The organism is Marinobacter sp. (assembly GCF_035268745.1).
In the GTDB taxonomy this organism is placed as follows: Bacteria; Pseudomonadota; Gammaproteobacteria; order Pseudomonadales; family Oleiphilaceae; genus Marinobacter.
The window spans coordinates 143317-161620 of sequence record NZ_DATFKH010000120.1; the positions used below are offsets into that span (position 1 = coordinate 143317).

Annotated in this window: 18 protein-coding genes; 8 read left to right on the top strand and 10 right to left on the bottom strand. The window is 59.3% G+C overall.

Going from position 1 to position 18304, the window contains the following annotated elements:
* Nucleotide 1: 1 nt before the first annotated feature.
* The 5 genes from glyQ to def all read right to left on the bottom strand — a co-directional run bounded on the left by glyQ (nt 2) and on the right by def (nt 5339).
* On the bottom strand, nt 2-1042 hold the full coding sequence (glyQ, locus tag VJ956_RS09845) for a glycine--tRNA ligase subunit alpha (protein WP_414674422.1): 1041 nt from the start codon (nt 1040-1042) through the stop codon (nt 2-4).
* Nucleotides 1043-1177: 135 nt separating this feature from the next.
* Nucleotides 1178-2551, bottom strand: coding sequence for a Trk system potassium transporter TrkA (gene trkA, locus VJ956_RS09850; protein ID WP_324084269.1), 1374 nt, complete (start codon nt 2549-2551; stop codon nt 1178-1180).
* 23 nt (nt 2552-2574) lie between these two features.
* Nucleotides 2575-3882, bottom strand: coding sequence for a 16S rRNA (cytosine(967)-C(5))-methyltransferase RsmB (gene rsmB, locus VJ956_RS09855; protein WP_324084271.1), 1308 nt, complete (start codon nt 3880-3882; stop codon nt 2575-2577).
* Nucleotides 3883-4827, bottom strand: a complete 945-nt coding sequence (gene fmt / locus VJ956_RS09860) for a methionyl-tRNA formyltransferase (RefSeq protein WP_324084273.1) — start codon at nt 4825-4827, stop codon at nt 3883-3885. It lies immediately after the preceding gene.
* 8 nt (nt 4828-4835) lie between these two features.
* Nucleotides 4836-5339, bottom strand: a complete 504-nt coding sequence (gene def / locus VJ956_RS09865; RefSeq protein ID WP_324084274.1) for a peptide deformylase — start codon at nt 5337-5339, stop codon at nt 4836-4838.
* A 406-nt stretch (nt 5340-5745) separates the two neighbouring features.
* Here def and VJ956_RS09870 point away from each other — a divergent pair, with 406 nt between their 5' ends.
* The 8 genes from VJ956_RS09870 to VJ956_RS09905 all read left to right on the top strand — a co-directional run bounded on the left by VJ956_RS09870 (nt 5746) and on the right by VJ956_RS09905 (nt 12567).
* The gene (locus VJ956_RS09870) at nt 5746-6762 is read left to right on the top strand and encodes a LysM peptidoglycan-binding domain-containing protein (RefSeq protein WP_324084276.1); all 1017 of its coding nucleotides are present in this window, start codon (nt 5746-5748) and stop codon (nt 6760-6762) included.
* A gap of 143 nt (nt 6763-6905) precedes the next feature.
* On the top strand, nt 6906-8057 hold the full coding sequence (gene dprA, locus VJ956_RS09875; RefSeq protein ID WP_324084278.1) for a DNA-processing protein DprA: 1152 nt from the start codon (nt 6906-6908) through the stop codon (nt 8055-8057).
* Between the two features lie 40 nt (nt 8058-8097).
* On the top strand, nt 8098-8673 hold the full coding sequence (locus VJ956_RS09880) for an L-threonylcarbamoyladenylate synthase (RefSeq protein WP_324084280.1): 576 nt from the start codon (nt 8098-8100) through the stop codon (nt 8671-8673).
* A gap of 8 nt (nt 8674-8681) precedes the next feature.
* Nucleotides 8682-9608 (top strand): oxygen-dependent coproporphyrinogen oxidase, encoded by a 927-nt coding sequence (hemF, locus tag VJ956_RS09885; RefSeq protein WP_324084282.1) that lies wholly within the window; start codon nt 8682-8684, stop codon nt 9606-9608.
* Nucleotides 9601-10428: a shikimate dehydrogenase gene (aroE, locus tag VJ956_RS09890; RefSeq protein ID WP_324084284.1), complete on the top strand. Its 828-nt coding sequence runs from the start codon at nt 9601-9603 to the stop codon at nt 10426-10428. Before hemF ends, aroE begins: the two co-directional genes overlap by 8 nt.
* A 142-nt stretch (nt 10429-10570) precedes the next feature.
* The gene (locus VJ956_RS09895) at nt 10571-11344 is read left to right on the top strand and encodes a MotA/TolQ/ExbB proton channel family protein (protein ID WP_324084285.1); all 774 of its coding nucleotides are present in this window, start codon (nt 10571-10573) and stop codon (nt 11342-11344) included.
* Between the two features lie 6 nt (nt 11345-11350).
* Nucleotides 11351-12181: a flagellar motor protein MotB gene (locus tag VJ956_RS09900; RefSeq protein ID WP_324084287.1), complete on the top strand. Its 831-nt coding sequence runs from the start codon at nt 11351-11353 to the stop codon at nt 12179-12181.
* Between the two features lie 71 nt (nt 12182-12252).
* Nucleotides 12253-12567 carry a PA4642 family protein gene (locus tag VJ956_RS09905; protein WP_324084289.1) on the top strand — a complete coding sequence of 105 codons (315 nt, stop codon included), beginning with the start codon at nt 12253-12255 and terminating at the stop codon, nt 12565-12567.
* A gap of 34 nt (nt 12568-12601) precedes the next feature.
* On the opposite strand, the gene VJ956_RS09910 is transcribed toward VJ956_RS09905, so the two are convergent.
* Genes VJ956_RS09910 through VJ956_RS09930 form a run of 5 tightly spaced genes read right to left on the bottom strand, consistent with a single transcriptional unit; the run spans nt 12602 to nt 18239 of the window.
* Nucleotides 12602-12736: an Hsp20/alpha crystallin family protein gene (locus tag VJ956_RS09910; RefSeq protein WP_324084370.1), complete on the bottom strand. Its 135-nt coding sequence runs from the start codon at nt 12734-12736 to the stop codon at nt 12602-12604.
* 35 nt (nt 12737-12771) lie between these two features.
* Nucleotides 12772-14319, bottom strand: coding sequence for a sulfatase (locus VJ956_RS09915; protein WP_324084291.1), 1548 nt, complete (start codon nt 14317-14319; stop codon nt 12772-12774).
* On the bottom strand, nt 14316-15902 hold the full coding sequence (locus VJ956_RS09920) for a glucan biosynthesis protein (protein ID WP_324084292.1): 1587 nt from the start codon (nt 15900-15902) through the stop codon (nt 14316-14318). The genes VJ956_RS09915 and VJ956_RS09920 overlap by 4 nt, the downstream gene beginning before the upstream one ends.
* Entirely contained in the window at nt 15881-18007 is a 2127-nt protein-coding gene (mdoH, locus tag VJ956_RS09925) for a glucans biosynthesis glucosyltransferase MdoH (protein WP_324084294.1), read from the bottom strand. Before mdoH ends, VJ956_RS09920 begins: the two co-directional genes overlap by 22 nt.
* Complete coding sequence (locus VJ956_RS09930) at nt 17994-18239, bottom strand: hypothetical protein (RefSeq protein WP_324084296.1); 246 nt, start codon at nt 18237-18239, stop codon at nt 17994-17996. Before VJ956_RS09930 ends, mdoH begins: the two co-directional genes overlap by 14 nt.
* Nucleotides 18240-18304 lie beyond the last annotated feature (65 nt).

An 18304-nucleotide genomic window follows, 5' to 3' on the forward strand; every position in this document is an offset into this window, starting at 1 on the left:
GTTATGCGTTCCCTTTTTCCTGCTGAGCATTCTTCGCTTTGCTTTTTTTACTTCCGCCGGCCTTGGCTTCAACCTCCTGACTGGCGGACAGCACTTCCTTGCGCAGTGCTTCCGGGGCCAGTGGAAAGCCCAGTTTCAGGCGGCTGTCAAAATAGGCCTGAGCGACGGCCCGCGCCAGGGTGCGGACGCGAAGAATAAAGCGCTGCCGCTCGGTCACCGAAATGGCGTGTCTGGCATCCAGCAGGTTGAAGGTGTGCGAAGCTTTGAGTACCTGCTCGTAGGCGGGCAGTGCCAGACCGGCATCGATCAGGCGGGCGCTTTCGCGTTCATGAACAGCAAAGCTGTGGAACAGGAATTCGGTGTCAGCGTGTTCGAAGTTGTAAGTGGACATCTCCACTTCCTGCTGGTGAAAGACGTCGCCATAGGTGACCACACCCTCCGGCCCCCGGGTCCAGACCAGATCGTAGACGCTGTCAACGCCCTGCAGGTACATGGCGATGCGCTCCAGCCCGTAGGTAAGCTCACCGGTGACCGGGAAGCATTCCAGGCCCCCCACCTGCTGGAAGTAGGTGAATTGGGTGACTTCCATACCGTTGAGCCAGATTTCCCAGCCCAGACCCCAGGCGCCCAGAGTCGGGGACTCCCAGTTGTCTTCCACAAAACGGATATCGTGAACCAGCGGGTCCAGCCCCAGTGCCTTGAGTGAATCCAGATACAGCTCCTGGATGTCGTCGGGCGATGGCTTCAGTACTACCTGGAACTGGTAGTAATGCTGGAGGCGGTTGGGGTTTTCGCCATAGCGGCCGTCAGTCGGCCGGCGGCTGGGCTGAACATAGGCGGCATTCCAGGTTTCCGGGCCGATGGAACGCAGAAAAGTAGCCGGGTGAAAAGTACCGGCGCCCACTTCCATATCCAGAGGCTGAAGCACGACGCAACCGTGCTGCGCCCAGAAATTCTGCAACGCCAGGATCAGACCCTGAAAGGTTCTGATGTCCGGCCCGGTATCGGAGTGTGGGTTGTTGGATGAAGCCTTGTCTGTCACAACGTGTGCCTGCTGGTCAGTCGGTGTGTGGCGCCCGGGGATCTGCCCGGGGTGCGCTTGAAAACGACGGCATTATACGCCTGCGCGCCAGGTATTTCTAAATGAGGTTTACAGGAGTTATTCAGAGGCTCCTTATCAGAAAAAGGTCAGCCCGACCTGAAACAGCTTTTCCAGATCCCGTATCCGGGTCTTGTCGACCAGGAACAGCACCACGTGATCGTCCGGCTGAATACGCAGGTGGTCGTGGGCGATAAGCACGTCGTTGTGACGAACTATGGCGCCGATTGTCGTGCCCTCCGGCAGGGAGATTTCATCAAGCCGCTTGCCGACCACTTTTGAGGATCGGTGATCGCCGTGAGCAATGGCCTCTATGGCTTCTGCGGCACCTCTGCGAAGTGAGTGAACATTTACTACATCACCCCGGCGAACGTGAGTCAGCAGGCTGCCGATGGTGGTCTGCTGGGGTGAAATGGCGACATCGATATCGCCGCCCTGGATCAGATCTACATAATCCGGGTTGTTGATCAGGGTCAGTACCTTGCGGGCGCCCAGGCGCTTGGCCAGCAGTGACGCCATGATGTTGGCCTCGTCATCGTTGGTGACGGCGCAGAATACATCGGTGTTTTCGATGTTTTCCTCCAGCAGAATGTCCTTGTTGGCGGCATTTCCTTCCAGCACCACGGTTTTTCGCAGACTCTCTGACAACATTACGCAGCGCTCGTGATCCTGCTCCAGCAGTTTGACCTGATAGCGGGATTCCAGCGTGCTGGCCAGGCGCTGGCCAATGTTGCCACCGCCGCAGATGAAAATCTTCTTGTAGGGCTTTTCCAGGGGCTGGAGCTCACTCATCACTGAGCGGATATGATCAGTGGCAGCAATAAAGAAGATTTCGTCACCATCTTCAATGACCGTATCGCCCTGGGGCATGATTGCCCGGTCCTTGCGAAAGATCGCTGCCACCCGGGTATCAATGCGCGGCATGTGCGTGCGCAGGTAAGCCAGCTCATGGCCCACCAGGGGGCCGCCCCTGGTTGCCCGGATTGCAACCAGTCGCACCAGGCCCTTGGAAAATTCCAGAATCTGCAGCGCGCCCGGGTATTCGATCAACCTGGTAATGTGTTTGGTGACCAGGTGCTCGGGGCTGATAAGAACATCAACCGGGAAGCCGTTTTCCCCGAAAAGCTCTTTGCGGGCAAGGTAGGCGTTGGCGCGCACGCGGCTGATCTTGGTAGGAGTCTTGAACATCACACTGGCGATCTGGCAGGCCACCATGTTCACTTCATCACTGCTGGTAACCGCGATCAGCATGTCGGCATCTTCAGCACCGGCCTGGCGCAGGATGGTGGGATAGGAGGCACGACCCTGGACGGTGCGGATATCCAGCCGGTCCTGAAGTTCCCGCAGCCGGGTGCCGTTGCTGTCGACAACGGTAATATCGTTGGCTTCATTGGCCAGATTTTCAGCCAGAGTGCCACCAACCTGGCCGGCGCCGAGAATCAGGATTTTCATAGTTCAGATTTCTTCTTCATGGCTCAAAGCTCTCGTTCATTGCTCCGGTTTTCGAGCACGGCATAAAAAAATCCGTCGTGACTGTGCGGTACCGGAAGCAGCTGACGCCCGGCCCCGGTATCATGGCCCCAAAGCGCGTCGGCTTCCAGCAGTGCCGCTTCGGCTGTCTGTTTCAGGAATCTCCGGATTATACGGTGATTCTCCTGGGGGAACACCGAGCAGGTGGCATAGACCAGTCTGCCACCCGGTTTCAGTGTCCGCCAGAGCGCGTTCAGCAGAGCGAGCTGGATGCCTGCCAGCGGCACAATGTCGGATTCCCGGCGCAGCAGCTTGATGTCGGGGTGACGCCGGATCACGCCGGTGGCACTGCAGGGCACGTCCAGAAGAATCCGGTCAAATAACTGGCCATCCCACCATTGGTCGGTATTGGCGGCATCCGCCTGCTGAACCGTGGCGTCCAGATCCAGACGCGCCAGGTTTTCTTCAATCCGTGGCAATCGGTCGGCGGATTCATCAATGGCAATCACTCCGGCCAGGCCCTTGCAGGCCTCAAGGATGGCGCAGGTTTTGCCACCTGGTGCGGCGCAGGCGTCCAGTACGCGCTGGCCCGGAGCCAGATCCAGCAGGGTGATGCAAAGCTGGGCGGCTTCATCCTGAACGCTGACCGCACCATCGGCAAAATATGGCAGCCGGTCAACCGGTACCGGCGTGGCAAGCTGAATACCGTGAGGCGCAAAAGCGGTCGCGCTGGCCTGGATACCCACACCGGCAAGCAGTTCCAGGTATTGATCACGGTCAAACCGCCGGGCGTTGACCCGGAGTGTCATGGGGGCCTGGGTATTGTTGGTGTCGAGAATGGCTTGCCAGTCGTCGGGCCAGTTATGGCGGAGTTTTTCCACCATCCAGGGCGGGTGGGAGAAGCTGACACTCTGGTTTTGCGGTGGCGGTTCCCCTTCCCGCGCGGCTGCCCGAAGCACGCCGTTTACCAGCCCGGTCAGATGGGGTCGGTTCATGGCGCGGCAGGCTTCGACGGTTTCGTTAAGTACGGCATAGCTTGCCTGCTGGCTATGCCGTAGCTGGAAAAGCGCCACCAGCATCAGCTGGTGAATCACCCTGTCCAACGGCTTCAGTGGCTTTCTCAGGCGCTGCTGTAGTTCCCCGTCCAGCCGGAAAAACCAGCGGCAGGTGCCAAAACATAGTGCCTGGAGGGCTGGCCGTTCATTCTCCGGCAACCGTTTCAGTGCCGGTGGCAGACATTGTGACAGGGATTGGCCCTGCTCTACGGCAAGCATGACCTGGGCGGCGCGAGCCCGCATGGGCTGGCCTGGCATTCAGTCCAGCTCCGCGCCGGGCAGCAGGATGTTTCTGCCGCCGTTGATCAGATCGTCGGCTGATTGTGGCCGGTTCCCGGCCAGTTGTAATCGGGTAATCCGCAGCAGATCAAGGCCGCAGGCGATATCGATGCCTTCCCGGCTGCGGCCGACCACGGTGCCGGGGTTATGGGAGCGGCGGTCACCGCTGGTTTCAATCACTTCGGCCTGGTGGATGCGGATGCGCTGAGCACCGGCATCCGTGTAGGTTCCGGGCCAGGGGTTGAAGGCGCGAATCGTGCGGTTAATCGAGCTGGCGTCCAGGGTCCAGTCGATGCGACCTTCTTCTTTACTCAGTTTGCTGGCATAACAGGCCTTATCGTCATTCTGGGGCTCTGCGATCAACGTTCCCTGCTCCAACCGGTCCAGGGCTTCAACGATCGCTTGCGCGCCCATGTCGGCCAGACGGTCATGCAGGCTGCCACCGGTATCGGATTCTTCAATGGCTGTGGTCGTTTTCAACAGCATGGGCCCGGTATCCAGCCCGGCGTCCATCTGCATGATGGTGATGCCGGTTTGCCGGTCACCGGCAGCAATGGCGCGCTGGACTGGCGCCGCGCCGCGCCAGCAGGGCAGCAGCGACGCATGGATATTGAGGCAGCCATAACGGGGAATAGCCAGAACCTGCGGCGGCAGGATAAGTCCGTAGGCGGCGACAATCATCACATCGGCATTCAACGCCCTGAGTTCTTCCTGCGCTTCGGTGGTTTTCAGCGTCCGGGGCTGGAAAACCGGAATACCTGCACTCAGCGCAACCTGTTTTACCGGGCCGGGGACAAGCTTGCGGCCCCGGCCGGACGGGCGGTCCGGCTGGGAGTATACGGCCGCCATTTCGTGGTCTGTCTGCAGAAGCGATTTGAGCGCGGTTGCTGCAAAATCCGGAGTTCCGGCAAAAACCAGTCGCAAAGGGATAGTCAGGCGCTCTTCTTGTGAAGCTTTTCCAGCTTCTTGCGAATCCGGGTGCGCTTCAGCGAACTCAGGTAATCCACAAACAGCTTGCCATTCAGATGATCCATCTCATGCTGGATGCATACCGCCAGCAGCCCCCTTGCCTCGATTTCATAAGGTTCGCCGTTACGGTCTCGGGCCCGGATCATGCAGTGTTCAATTCGGGGCACGTCTTCATAGAATCCCGGCACTGACAGGCAGCCTTCCTGCATTTCCTCCAGTTCACCGTCCAGAATTTCAATTTCCGGATTTATAAAGACCCTGGGCTCACTTCGGTCTTCGGACAGATCCATCACGATAATCTGTTTATGAACATTGACCTGAGTCGCAGCCAGCCCGATGCCGGGGGCCTCGTACATGGTCTCAAACATGTCATCGATCAGCTTCCGGGTCTCGTCTGTGACCTCGTCCACCGGCTTTGCGAGGGTTCGCAAGCGGGGGTCCGGATATTCGAGAATTTCTAGTATCATGGTTTCCACGCTTCTGGTCTGACTGACTTTGAGGAGCTCTTCAAAGGCTCCTTAACCGATACCACTGCAACGGTTATAAATTGTAACGGTGTGAATGCTGTCTCCGAATTGCGACAGCATACTGCGCAATTATCAGTACCACGACTATTATGGTCGGGATGTGCGTACGGATTTCAACACTGGACACCGGTTTATGGCTATATTATCCCTCAACTGGCTCATTGAGTACAAACTGATCAGTTGATAGTTAAAAACTTTCGCCAGCAAGATAGAATTTACTGGAAGAACAAAAGATAACATCACAATTTGCGAGAGTTCTTCTATAGTAGTGTTATAAAAGCCAGGGTAACGGTTGCACACAAGAACAGAATCTGCGGATTCAATGCACGCGATCAAGGATTTTACAATGAGGAAACTGTTGTACGCTCTGGCAGCTGGCATGCTGCTGATAACTTCCTGGGCCCAGGCCGCGCCGGAACTGAAGGCTGATCATCCCGAGCGTTACACTGTGGTGAGGGGTGACACCCTGTGGGATATTTCGGCCCGGTTCCTTGATAACCCGTGGTACTGGCCGGAAATCTGGCACGTCAACCCGCAGGTCCGGAACCCGCATCTGATATACCCTGGCGATCGTCTGGCGCTGGTTTATATTGACGGCAAGCCGCGGGTGACGAAAGTGGCCTCGTCAAATGTCGTCAAGCTCTCTCCGGAAGTTCGTTCAGAGCCCATTGATACCCCGATTCCGGCTATTCCGCTGGATGCCATCAACAGTTTCCTGTCGGATACCCGGATTGTGGATGTGGAAGAACTCAACGGTGCGCCCTATGTACTGGAAGGTGAAGATGGTCGCATCGTTACCGGCGCTGGTGACAAGGTTTATGCCCGCGGCCAGAAGCCTGCAGACACCGTGGGTGTATTCCGCCGTAGCCGGGAATTCCGCGATCCGGAAACCGGGGAGTTCCTCGGGCTGGAAGCGCGCAGCATCGGTCAGGGTGAAATTACCCGGGAAAACGGTGACGTCCTGACCATGATGCTGAAAAAATCCAACCAGGAGGTGCGGATCGGCGATCGGCTACTGGTCGGGGAAGAGCGGCGTATCACCACCAGTTTCGTGCCCAGTTCACCGGATTCGCAGATTGAAGGCCAGATGATTTCGGTCGAGGGCGGGGTAACCCAGATTGGCCAGTACGATGTTGTTGCGATCAACCGTGGTGAGCGCGAAGGCCTTGAGCCGGGCAATGTGCTTGCAGTCCTGAAAAGCGGCAACCTGGTTCGCGATCCGGTTACCAATGAAACCATTGAGCTGCCATCAGAAAGGGCTGGCCTGATGATGATCTTCCAGACCTATGAAAAAATGAGTTATGGCCTGATGCTGCGGGCAACCAGGCCGCTTGCTGTCGGGGATAAAGTAACCAATCCCTGAACCCGGGGTTGATGAGCCGTCACACCGGCCGGAACCACGTCGAAAAAAGAGCCGCTCAGACGGCTCTTTTTTTGTTTTGCATCGGGCCCGGCCAGCCAGGACGGCGGGGGCACATACTATGATCGATACCAGGGATGGATATCATGGCTTCTACGTCTGGCGTCAGCAATGAGCAGCTGCTCGACTCGGCAACCGGTTTCTGGTTACTACTCTCCTGTCTGCCGAAATTCGGCGCCCAACGTCAGCAGGCCGTGGCAGAGAACCTTGGTGACCCGGGAAAGCTTGTTGACTGCAGTTCCGCTACGCTGCGCGCCCTCGGCCTGGCCACAGACACCATAACTGCTATTGAGGCCTGGCAGAACGGGATGACCAGCCATCCGCTGGTTACCCGGGTACTGGCGATCCACCGTGACTGCCGGCACCACGATATTGATCTGATGACCCTGGCCGATGATGATTACCCGGCCAGTCTCCGGCATATTCACAACCCGCCGCTGGTGCTTTATCTGAAGGGCGACCGGTCACTGCTCGGGAAGCCGCAGCTGGCCATCGTGGGCAGCCGCAATGCCAGCCGCGCCGGGCTTGAACACGCCAGAGCTTTTGCCGCGGCCCTGGGCCAGTGTGGACTGCTGGTGACCAGCGGGCTGGCGCTGGGAGTGGATGGCGCCGCCCATTCCGGAGCACTGGACGCCGGGTTTGCAACCATTGCCGTTATTGGTAATGGCCTTGATGACCCCTACCCTTACCGCCACCGCAGGCTGGCAAGCCGGGTTATCAGCGATGGTTTGCTGGTGTCGGAGTATCCTCCCGGAACCGATGCCCGGCCGGCGCATTTCCCCAGGCGAAACCGTATAATCAGCGGCCTCAGTCGCGGTATCCTGGTGGTCGAGGCCGGGCTCAAAAGCGGCTCCCTGATTACCGCCAGGCTGGCCCTGGAGCAGGGGCGGGAGGTGTTTGCCATCCCCGGCTCCATCCATAACCCGCTGGCGCGGGGCTGCCACGAACTGATCCGTCAGGGTGCGGTTCTGGTGGAAACCATCGAGGATATCTGCGCCGAACTGGAGACTGGCTGGTCAGCTTTTGTGCCGGAACCGGCGTCTCGGCAAACCGGGGCGCCGGAAATGGCACCTCGTGAAATCGCCGTGCTGGATGCTTTAGGGTATGATCCGGTATCCACCGATGATCTGTGTTCCGCGACGGGTCTGGCGGCGGATCAGTTAATGCAGTCACTGTTATTGCTGGAGCTTCAGGGCCTGGTAGATTCGGCCCCGGGCGGGTTCCAGCGTATTGCCTGACAGCTCTTCGTGTTAAAGGAACTTATCGGTCTTATCCGCCATGAAAGCACTTTCTCAACCGCTATCCGACTTTCAGCTGTCACTGGCCGTAAAGACCATCCACGCCGGCGGTGTGATTGCCTATCCAACCGAGGCCGTCTGGGGGCTGGGATGCGACCCCTGGAATATTGCAGCGGTCAATCGCATTCTCGAACTGAAGCAGCGACCCGAGGCAAAGGGGCTGATTGTGGTGGCAGGATCGGTCGACCAGATCCGGTTCCTGCTCGACTACCTGCCCGCAGAGCAGCAGCAAAAGGCACTGGGTTACTGGCCCGGGCCCTATACCTGTCTGTTACCGGATCTGCAGAAGCAGATGCCGCCGGAAGTTCGCGGGCGCCATTCGTCAATTGCCGTGCGGGTCAGTGACCATCCTCTGGTCCGGGCGCTTTGCAATGCCTCTGGCCTGCCGCTGGTGTCAACTTCGGCCAATCCAGCGGGGCGGCAACCGGCCCGCCATTCCTGGCATGTCCGCCGGTATTTCCCGACCGGACTGGACCGACTGGTGCCCGGCCAGCCCGGCGGCTATCGCCAGCCCAGTAAAATCATTGATATTGTCAGCGGACAACAGTTGCGCTAGGAGCCTCCATGACTCAACAACCCGATGTCGAAGCGGTGAAACACTATCTGCTTGGTCTCCAGGAAACCACCTGCCAGCGGCTTGCGGCCGCCGATGGCGAGGCCCGGTTCAAAACCGATGCCTGGGATCGCCCGGAAGGTGGTGGCGGTAAAAGCCGGGTCATCAGTAACGGTGGCGTGTTTGAGAAGGGCGGAGTCAATTTTTCCCACGTAATGGGGGAAACCATGCCGGCTTCGGCGACAGCTCACCGACCCCACCTGGCAGGTGCGCCCTGGCAGGCGATGGGGGTTTCACTGGTGATGCATCCGCATAACCCTTTCGTACCCACCTCCCACGCCAATGTCCGGTTTTTTATTGCCACCCCGAAAGGCGGCAAACCCGTTTACTGGTTTGGTGGCGGCTATGATCTTACGCCCTATTATGGTTTCGACGAAGACTGTGTGCACTGGCACCGGACGGCCAAAGCGGCCTGTGACCCCTTTGGCGATACGCTTTATAAGCAATTCAAAGACTGGTGTGATGACTATTTCTACCTGAAACACCGGGACGAGCCCCGTGGTGTTGGCGGCCTGTTCTTTGACGACCACAATACCGGTGATTTCGAGCGGGATTTCGCGCTGATGCGTTCGGTGGGAGACAGCTATATCGAGGCTTACGAACCCATAGTGCAGGCTCGCAAGAACAGTCCCTACAGCGATCCGCACCGGCAGTTCCAGCTCTATCGCCGGGGCCGTTATGTGGAATTCAACCTGGTTTATGACCGCGGCACACTGTTTGGCCTGCAGTCCGGGGGGCGAACGGAATCGATTCTGATGTCCCTGCCGCCACTGGTGCGCTGGGAATACAACTACACTCTCGAGCCCGGATCGGCGGAAGCCAGGCTGACCGAACATTTCCTTACCGGGCGAGACTGGCTGGAGACGCAGAATGGATAAAGCCCTTTACGCCGTTGTCGGCAATCCGATCAGTCACAGCAAATCCCCCCGTATTCATGGCCTGTTTGCGAAGCAAACCGGTGAAGACCTCGAGTACATTGCGATTCAGGCCCCAATAGACGACTTTTCAGATGTTGTAAGGGATTTCTTCGAGCGTGGCGGGCTGGGTCTGAATGTCACAGTGCCATTCAAGGAAGAGGCGTGGAAGCTGGCAGACCGCCGGACCGGGCGGGCCGGAAAAGCGGGCGCGGCAAACACACTCTACCTCGACAAGGACAGGCAGTTAACGGCTGACAATACCGACGGTGCCGGGCTGGTTGCGGATCTTGTGGACAACCATGGTGTCAGTCTCTCCGGTGCACGAATACTCGTTCTTGGAGCGGGTGGCGCGGTCCGCGGGGTATTGGGACCCTTGCTGCAGCAGAAACCCGCCTCCCTGACTATCGCCAACAGGACCGTTGCCAAGGCTCAGGGCCTGGTGTTGTTGTTCGCTGAAGATGCCGGTCAGGCCGCAGTGGATGCCTGCGGGTTTGCAACACCTGACACGCCTTTTGACGTTATTATAAATGGCACCAGCGCCAGCCTGCAGGGGGATCTGCCGCCGCTTGCACCGGCTGTGGTGGGGCCGGGTACCGTGGTCTACGATATGATGTACTCGCTGGACGCCACGCCCTTTAACCAGTGGGCACTGGAGCAGGGAGCTGAACGCGTGTTTGACGGCCTCGGCATGCTGGTGGAACAGGCCGCCGAGTCTTTCCGGGTATGGCGGGGATTGAGTCCGGACACCGCCCCGGTGATCGAGGAGTTGCGAACCACCTAGCCCTGGCCAGGACAGGCTGCGCTCACCAGGTTTAAACGCACTTACTGATAAGCAAAAAAGTAAGCGTACAGGGAAGTATTAACAGCGTGTTTTGCAAAGACCTGTTCGCTTACTAACGCACGGATTAATAGTAAGGTTACCGATGGATATTCTGACCCTTGTCGGCCTGCTGGCGGGCATATTGATTGTCATTCTGGCGATGCTGGCCAATGCTTCAGTGCTCACCTTCCTGAATCTGCCGGGGCTGGCCATTGTGATTGGCGGTACGGCGGCCGTCACCCTGATCAAGTTCCGCCTGTCGTCGGTGATGAGCGCTTTCCGGTTGGCCATGGGCGCGGCCTTTACTGACCGCATGGAAAAGCCGTCGGACCTGATCCGTGAGGTCAGCTCGCTGGCAGCCGTGGTTCGCAAAGAGGGCATTCTGGGTCTGGAGAACCATCAGACCAGGAACGGATTCATGCAAAAAGCCGTCAATCTCTGCGTAGACGGTCATCCCCCGGAACTGATCGAAGAAATACTCGGCCATGAGATCCAGCAGACCGCTGAACGTTATGACGTGGCCGAGCGGGTTTTTCGCGGTATTGGCGAATCCTCACCCGCGATCGGGATGCTGGGTACGCTGGTGGGTCTGGTGCAGATGCTGAATTCGCTCGATGACCCCTCCTCCATAGGGCCGGCGATGGCCGTTGCGTTGCTGACAACCCTTTATGGCGCTTTTCTCGCTCAGCTGGTGGCCCTGCCGCTGGCAGACAAGCTGCAACTCAAGGCAGAAGACGAAGCCCGCAACCAGTTACTTATTGCCACCTCCATGCACAACATCATGCGCGGCGAAAATCCCCGGGTGATGACCGAAATTCTGTCGTCTTTCGTTACCCCTGAACAGCGCTCTGCCCTTGCTCCGGAGCGGAGGGTCTGATTGGTGATGCCCAAGCCACAGGTCCGGCCAAAGAAGTATAACCGGGGATCGCCAGCCTGGATTGTGACGTTTGCGGACCTGGCGACCCTGCTGCTGACCTTTTTCATTCTGATGCTGTCGTTTGCGGAAATGGACGTGGAGAAATATCGCGCCATGGCCAACTCCATGACCATGGCATTGGGAGGCACGCCGGCGTTCTCGGTCATTCCCTCCGATGTGTCCGGTGCCCGGCCGGTATCGGTGATTGCCACTGAGCCGGCGCCGCCGTCGGCTTCGGCGCAGATACCCGAACTGATCGATGAACGCGCTGAAGGCGATGCCCCCACCCGGATTCCGGCCGGGGTCATTGATCTTGCCTCGGCGCTGATTCGGGAGCTGGAAACGGAAGTGGCTTCCGGAAGTCTGAGTGTTAATTACGACCAGGAGCAGGTGATTATACGATTCGCGGAAGAGGCTGCTTTCCGCTCGGGAGAGGCGCAGATCAAACCGGAAATGATCCCCATTCTTGAACGGGTGGTGCAGGTGCTGGGGTCCTGTACTGGCGACGTTCTGGTTGCGGGCTACACTGACGATCGCCCCATTGCCAGTGGCCGCTACCGCTCCAACTGGGATCTGTCCGCCGCCCGTGCCGTGTCGGTGGTTCACGAACTGGTACTGAATCGTGATGTACCGGCCGCGCGCGTAGTCGCTGCGGGGCGTGCGGAAACCAACCCACTGGTGCCCAATGACAGCCCTGAGAACCGCGCGCGAAACCGGCGGGTCGAAATTGCCATTCGCAACCCGGAATGTGACGACACCATGCCGACCGGCAGTCTGCCGGTAGAAATCATGCCCTGACATCCTGGCGTGCAGATCTCTATAATGTCCGGCCTGATTCAGACACCGCGTTTTTACAAGAGAGACCCGAAATGAGTGGACCAGACAAACCGAAAGTGATTGGCGAGGAATGGAGCGACGAACGGGTCAAAAGCTTTCTGGCCATCGAGCCCTACGATCAAGCAATTGATGCCGACTATAACGCGCTGCTGAAAGCCTACCAGGCAATGCGGGCAGAGGATTTCGAGCGCTTTGTCAGATTTTTCTCGGAGTCGGGCCGTGATCTGAATGCAGTGGATGAGCAGGGTGAAACCATTCTTGATCTGATTGCCCGCCATCGGCGCAGTACGGCTTATGCCGACATCCTGCAGGCGGCGGGGGCCAGAACGACAACAGCCGGGTCGTAAAACCCGGCTGTAACGGTCGCAGGGACGGCTCCGGTTACTGAACGTTGACCTCAATGGACTTTGGTTCAGCGGGTTCTGCCCTGGTGAGTGTCAGCGTCAGCACGCCGTTCCTGAAGTTGGCCTGAATGCTGTTTTCATCAACATTTTCCGGCAGAGTGAAGCGGCGGATACAGGTCCGGCCAACCGGTTTTCAAGGAGTGGACACTAGTTTCCAAAATACCGGTGTAAAAAGGGCCGAAACTCGCTCATACGGGCACCAGCCGTCTGCAGGCCGGGCCTTGTGCCGCGCCGGAACCCGGGAAGCTCTCCGGCCAGGAAGGTTTCTGCCAGGGCAGGATCCGCGCTGATGATATGCACAATGACGTCCCTGCTGGCATCTTCCCCGGTGATCAGGGGCGCAGGCTGATGATCACCCAGAACAATCAGCAGGGTGTTGTCTCCCAGATAGCGGGACGCAAAGCCAGCGGCAGTTTCCAGGGAATAGGCAATGGCCTTGGCGAAATGCTCGCGGACCCGGTCCGGGTCACGCCAGAGCGATACAGGCTCCTCTCCGCTGCCCTCCCAGCGGTTAAACACCCGACCGTCCCCGATACTTTCCCAATCGTCCAGCACCGGCAGTATCGGGACCCAGGGGGCGTGACTGCTGATCAGTGCCAGCTCGGCAAACAGCGGCCGCTGATGTTGGCTGCGGATCTGCTGAACCCGGTGCCAGGTATACTGATCCGGCATGGTGACCCAGTTGAAGGGCGGGCCCTGGTAGCCGAGATCATCATGATCATAGATCCGGTCATAGCGGAACAGCCGACCCTGGGGCCAGGGTTGGGTGATCGCCGGCATCACCGCCACTGAACCGTGACCGGTACTGCGAAAATCATCGATCAGGGTGGAATACCCGCTACTGAGAAAGGTTTCGTAGGCAAGCTGGTTTTCGATCCACTGGCCACTGAGTACTGACAGGTGCCCGAGCCAGGACTGGCCACCCTGGATCGGTGATTGCAGCCGACCGGTAACCACAGTCAGTCCCGCGCTGGCCAGTTCGTCGGCCATAATATCCAGGCTTTTGCTGACCACCGGCCGGTATCGGTCGTCGGTGATGGTCGATATGCCATAGGACTCGATAAAACCGATAATCACGTCGGTGTTCCCCAATCGGGCCAGAGGCCTGGGCTGGCTTGCGGTTTCCGCTCGCTGGTCAAGCTGCTGTCTGAACGCCCGGCTGGTCTGATGGGTGTGGCTGATCAGTGACGCCTGATTGGCGACAAACGCCAGTGCCGGGCTGCCGACCCAGGGTGTGGCCAGCGCGGCGGTGGCAATAGCGGCCATCAGCCAGAGCGGTTTAGCCGGAAGCGCGGGGGAATGATGCTTGAGCTGTTCCAGGACAAAACGAAAAAACCAGCTCAGCCCCACCAGTGAAACCAACAACAGAGCCAGAGCGATTACCGCGAGGGTCGGTCCCAGATTGGTGTTCAGCAGATTCCAGCTTGCATCCACCAGACCCACTTCCAGGTACAGATTCAGTCCTCGCCCCAGGCTTTCCCGAACCAGCGCATCGGCCAGCACCAGGAACGCGAGCAGACCATAGCTAATCGCCAGTGCCAGGGTGATACGGTAACGCAGGAAGCGGTTCTGCAACCGGCAGAGCATTGCCCACACCAACAGTGTTTCCAGTGCAAGCAGGGGGCCCTCCCCCGGCAATGCCATTGCCGGAAACAGCAAGAGTCCGTTCAGCAGCACAAGCCAGACCAGTATCAAAAGTTCCGGTGCTCCGGTTCAGGGGGAATGTACTGGTAAAGCCAGGTCTCGGTGAGCGCCTGGTTGCCCAGCTTCAGGTAGAGCCGCAACTCAATGGGATCGGTGTCGTCGCCGGGGACCAGATCAAACATGGCGCGGAAACCGTCGAGGGCATGCAGAGGTCGAGCCGATATCAGTTCGGTCCGGCCGCGGCTGGCCGAAACAACTGCTTCTACCCCCGCCTCAGCATCCAGCATGGCCAGGGTGCCGCCGCTGAAATCGACCGCAAAGCGCCGGGAAAAGTAAGTCCGGGGCTGGCCAACAACACCGCCGATGCCAGTGCGGGTTGCGCGCACCCTGGCCAGTTCCTGTGCCTGGTCCGGCATCTTCTCGCCCCAGGTAAGTCGATAGCTGAGCGGATATTCGTTGCCGGGCAGCCAGGCCCTGGCCGGATTCCAGAAGGCGACAATGTTGTCGAAAGTCTCATCCCGGGTGGGAATTTCCACCAGCAGCACTGCGCCCTCGCCCCAGTCCTCTCCGGGCTCTACCCAGAGGCTGGGGCGACGGTCGTAAAATACCCCGTCATCCTGGTAATGATCAAAATTGCGGTCTCGCTGGAACAGCCCGAATCCTCTGGGTCCGGTGTCGACAAAATGACTGACCCGAAGGTTTGCGGGATTGGTCAGCGGGCGCCAGAGTCTTTCGCCGTTGCCCCGCCAGATGGCAAGGCCGTCGGAATCGTGAATTTCCGGGCGCCAGTCGGTGGCCATCCGGCGATCGTTTTCACCGGTCTGGTACATGCTGGTCAGCGGCGCGACACCAAAACGGTGCAGGGGGGTGCGTGGGAAGATTGAGGCGGATACCGCCATATCCAGGTTACGGCCGGGATGAATCACAAACCGGTAAGCGCCGGTCAGGCCCGGGGAATCCAGCAAGGCGAAAACAGTCAGGTGAAGATCGCCCGGTTCGGGACGCTGCAGCCAGAAGGTTCTGAAACGGGGGAATTCCTCTGCTACGGGAAGCCCGGTGTCGACGGCGAAGCCGCGGGCAGAAAGTCCATACTGACGGGATTCGCCGACCGCACGGAAGTAGCTCGCCCCCAGGAAAGCGGCAAGGTCCCGATCAAAATCCTGATGGAAGTGAAGCCGGAAACCGGCATAGTGCAGATCCGGCGATAACTCCGCTAAACCGGCGTTGTCACCGTAATCGAAATGATCGGATTCATAGCCTATCTTGTGGGCGCGACCATCGACCAGCTCGAAGAACTTCACGGGCTCCAGAAAATACAGCCCGGGATGAAAGAACTGGATCTGAAAGGCACTGTCCCGGTTCCGCCACAGGGCCTGGTCAGGTCGGTAACGGATCTGCTGATACTGATCCCAGTTCAGGGCGGTGAGTCTGGCCGGCAGATCATTACTGGCTGGCTGGTAGTCCCGTGCGGAAAGTTCCCGCGCATGCTCCCGCAGCCAGTCGTAACTGAAGGGCTGGCCGGCGCTGGCAGATGGTGAATGCGCTGAGGCCCGGACCCCGCTGCCGACAGTCAGCGTGAACGGCAATCCTGCGCCCAGGGCCAGCCCCAGTTTCAGGAGGCTGCGTCTATCCATAGGATTTCCTCAGGTTGGCGAGGCGTTACCGGCTGAACGGACCTTGCTTGCGGTTCCGGCACCCGCGCCATTCTGATGAGGGCCTGGTGCCACGGAGAACCGGGTCCGGAGTTCCAGGCTTTCAGGTGCAGTGACTCGAGAGCGGCAGGATGACTGCAGATCAGGCTCATTTCAAAGTGGTCCAATGCCGATTTGCCTTCTCTGGCGCACCTGTCCACCAGCCGGTTCAGGGTTTTCCGTTTTTCTCCGGTGATGTTCCCGGCGCCCGGGTTCCGGGCCTGAGCCGGTGACAACACCGTGTGCTCCACCCAGCTCAGTGCTGCCCATACTTTACTGGCGACAGGTGCCGAGCGGGCGCGATCAACGACCGGCGTTAACTGTTGGTCCTCCGGTACTGGCAGCCAGAGTTGGCTGGCATGAATGGTATTCAGCCAGCTGGCAAAAAAAGGGGCGAGCAAAACCGGCAGGACCACCGGCAGAGACCAGGGCGTCAGTTCGGGCGCCTGCCACTGCGCCAGGCCCAGAGTGACTGCTGCCAGTGCCAGCGGCAGCCCGAAGCGCAGAAAGCTGGTGTGCAGATCGGCCTTGCCGGTGCGGTTCTGCCCCTGCCAGCTGAGATTCAGATTAAACACGGCGCGAACCACATAGAGGCTGTGTGCGAGCATCCGTACGGGCGCCAGCGCCAGTGTTACCAATGTCTCGGTAATGGTGGAGGCAAAGACTCTGCGTGCGCCGCCAAACTGCCCTGCGCGCCCGGTCAGAACCAGGTCGGTCAACGCCAGAATGCGCGGGCCGAACAGCATCAGGGCGGTTATGGCGATCAGCACAATACCGGCGCCCGAGCCCGGGCTGCCGTTGACCAGGATGCCCGGCAGTGCCGGCGCTGACGCCGGCGTGGCCAGGGCGACATAGCCTGACAGGCCCAGGAAAACCAGCCATAACGGCGAAGCCAGATAGGACAGGACCCCGGTCAGCAGTGCCATCCGGTGGGCAAACCGGAGTTTGCCGAGGGTCGCCAGCAGCCAGAGATGCTGAAGGTTGCCGCGGCACCAGCGCCGGTCCCGGGTCAGGTCATCCTCGAAGGTCGGAGGAGATTCCTCGTAACTCCCGCCAATCGCGGGTTCCAGCCAGACTTCATAGCCTGCCCGGCCGATCAGTGCGGCCTCGATAAAATCATGGCTGAGCACCGGACCACTGAACAGTCCCGGGCCCTGAAGTTTGCGCAGGCCACAATGGCGCATGAACGGTGCTACCCGGATGATGGCGTTATGGCCCCAGTAGGCCGCGTCGCCAAGCTGGATTGCTGCCAGGCCGGCACCGTAAAGCCGGCCATAGCAGCGGTTGGCAAACTGCTGCAGCCGGGCAAAACGGGTTTCTGCCCTGGCCAGGCGGGGTGCGGTCTGAATGATGCCAGCCTGGGGCCTGTTTTCCATCAGTTCTATCAAGTGGATAATACAGCGTGCGCTGAGCAGGCTGTCGGCATCCAGCACGATCATATAGCGGTATCTTTGTCCCCAGCGCCGCAGAAAATCGGCGATGTTTCCACTCTTGTAATTCTGGTTGATACGACGACGCCGGTAAAACAGGCGCTGATGGGCGCCGAGCTCGGCACGCATTCGGTCACACGTGGCCTGCTCTTCAAGCCAGATTTCCGGGTCGCGACTGTCGGAAAGCACGTAAAAATCCACGGCCTCTGCCTGTTTCTGCTGGGCCAGCTCCTGAAAAACCGCCCGCATACCCCCCAGCGCTCTCTGCACCGGTTCATGGTAGATGGGCATCACCACGGCTGTGGGGGCGAGGGTGATGTTGCCGGGACCCGGTGGTCCGGTATGGCGGCTGTTGCCTGCCGCGAGACTCCAGGGATCGCCGCCGGCGCGAAGCGCGAGAAATCCGAAGACAGCTGTCCAGAAACCAATACCGATCCATGCGAAAAGCACCCCGAACACCATCAGCAGCATGGTTGTTGCCCAGGTTCCGGCCTGATCAGGCAGATTCTGCAAGAACAGAACAAGCCCGACAGTACTCTGCATGGCCACCAGGGCCACAAGCAGCAGGCGCCGCCGGAAGGCGACCCGGCGCCAGCGGGCGATATCATTCATTGACATAGCCGATGCTGGAACGCGTGACCGGTGGCAGCCGGCGCTTCCGGTCCGGGTACGGCAGCGCAAACCAACGGGGTATTTGCTCCAGTAAATGACCGGTGCTCAGTGCCGGGTTTTCATCCAGCTGCGCACGCAGCAACCTTTGCAGGCGCTCACGGGTGTCGGCCCCGGTGTCATGGCCGGCAGCGCGCAGGTAAATCAATGCCCGGTAGAAGGGTTGGTCTGGACTTGTCAAGGCAGTCTCCGGAAGTCTTTCTGCAAAACCAATAGTACGGCCAGGGGCAGCCGGTCAGACCAGCG

Coding starts and splice junctions, on each gene's coding strand:
- trkA (WP_324084269.1), bottom strand. CDS start 2,551: ATGAAAATCCTGATTCTCGGCGCCGGCCAGGTTGGTGGCACTCTGGCT.
- rsmB (WP_324084271.1), bottom strand. CDS start 3,882: ATGCCAGGCCAGCCCATGCGGGCTCGCGCCGCCCAGGTCATGCTTGCC.
- def (WP_324084274.1), bottom strand. CDS start 5,339: ATGATACTAGAAATTCTCGAATATCCGGACCCCCGCTTGCGAACCCTC.
- VJ956_RS09870 (WP_324084276.1), top strand. CDS start 5,746: ATGAGGAAACTGTTGTACGCTCTGGCAGCTGGCATGCTGCTGATAACT.
- dprA (WP_324084278.1), top strand. CDS start 6,906: ATGGCTTCTACGTCTGGCGTCAGCAATGAGCAGCTGCTCGACTCGGCA.
- VJ956_RS09880 (WP_324084280.1), top strand. CDS start 8,098: ATGAAAGCACTTTCTCAACCGCTATCCGACTTTCAGCTGTCACTGGCC.
- hemF (WP_324084282.1), top strand. CDS start 8,682: ATGACTCAACAACCCGATGTCGAAGCGGTGAAACACTATCTGCTTGGT.
- aroE (WP_324084284.1), top strand. CDS start 9,601: ATGGATAAAGCCCTTTACGCCGTTGTCGGCAATCCGATCAGTCACAGC.
- VJ956_RS09895 (WP_324084285.1), top strand. CDS start 10,571: ATGGATATTCTGACCCTTGTCGGCCTGCTGGCGGGCATATTGATTGTC.
- VJ956_RS09900 (WP_324084287.1), top strand. CDS start 11,351: ATGCCCAAGCCACAGGTCCGGCCAAAGAAGTATAACCGGGGATCGCCA.
- VJ956_RS09905 (WP_324084289.1), top strand. CDS start 12,253: ATGAGTGGACCAGACAAACCGAAAGTGATTGGCGAGGAATGGAGCGAC.
- VJ956_RS09920 (WP_324084292.1), bottom strand. CDS start 15,902: ATGGATAGACGCAGCCTCCTGAAACTGGGGCTGGCCCTGGGCGCAGGA.
- mdoH (WP_324084294.1), bottom strand. CDS start 18,007: ATGTCAATGAATGATATCGCCCGCTGGCGCCGGGTCGCCTTCCGGCGG.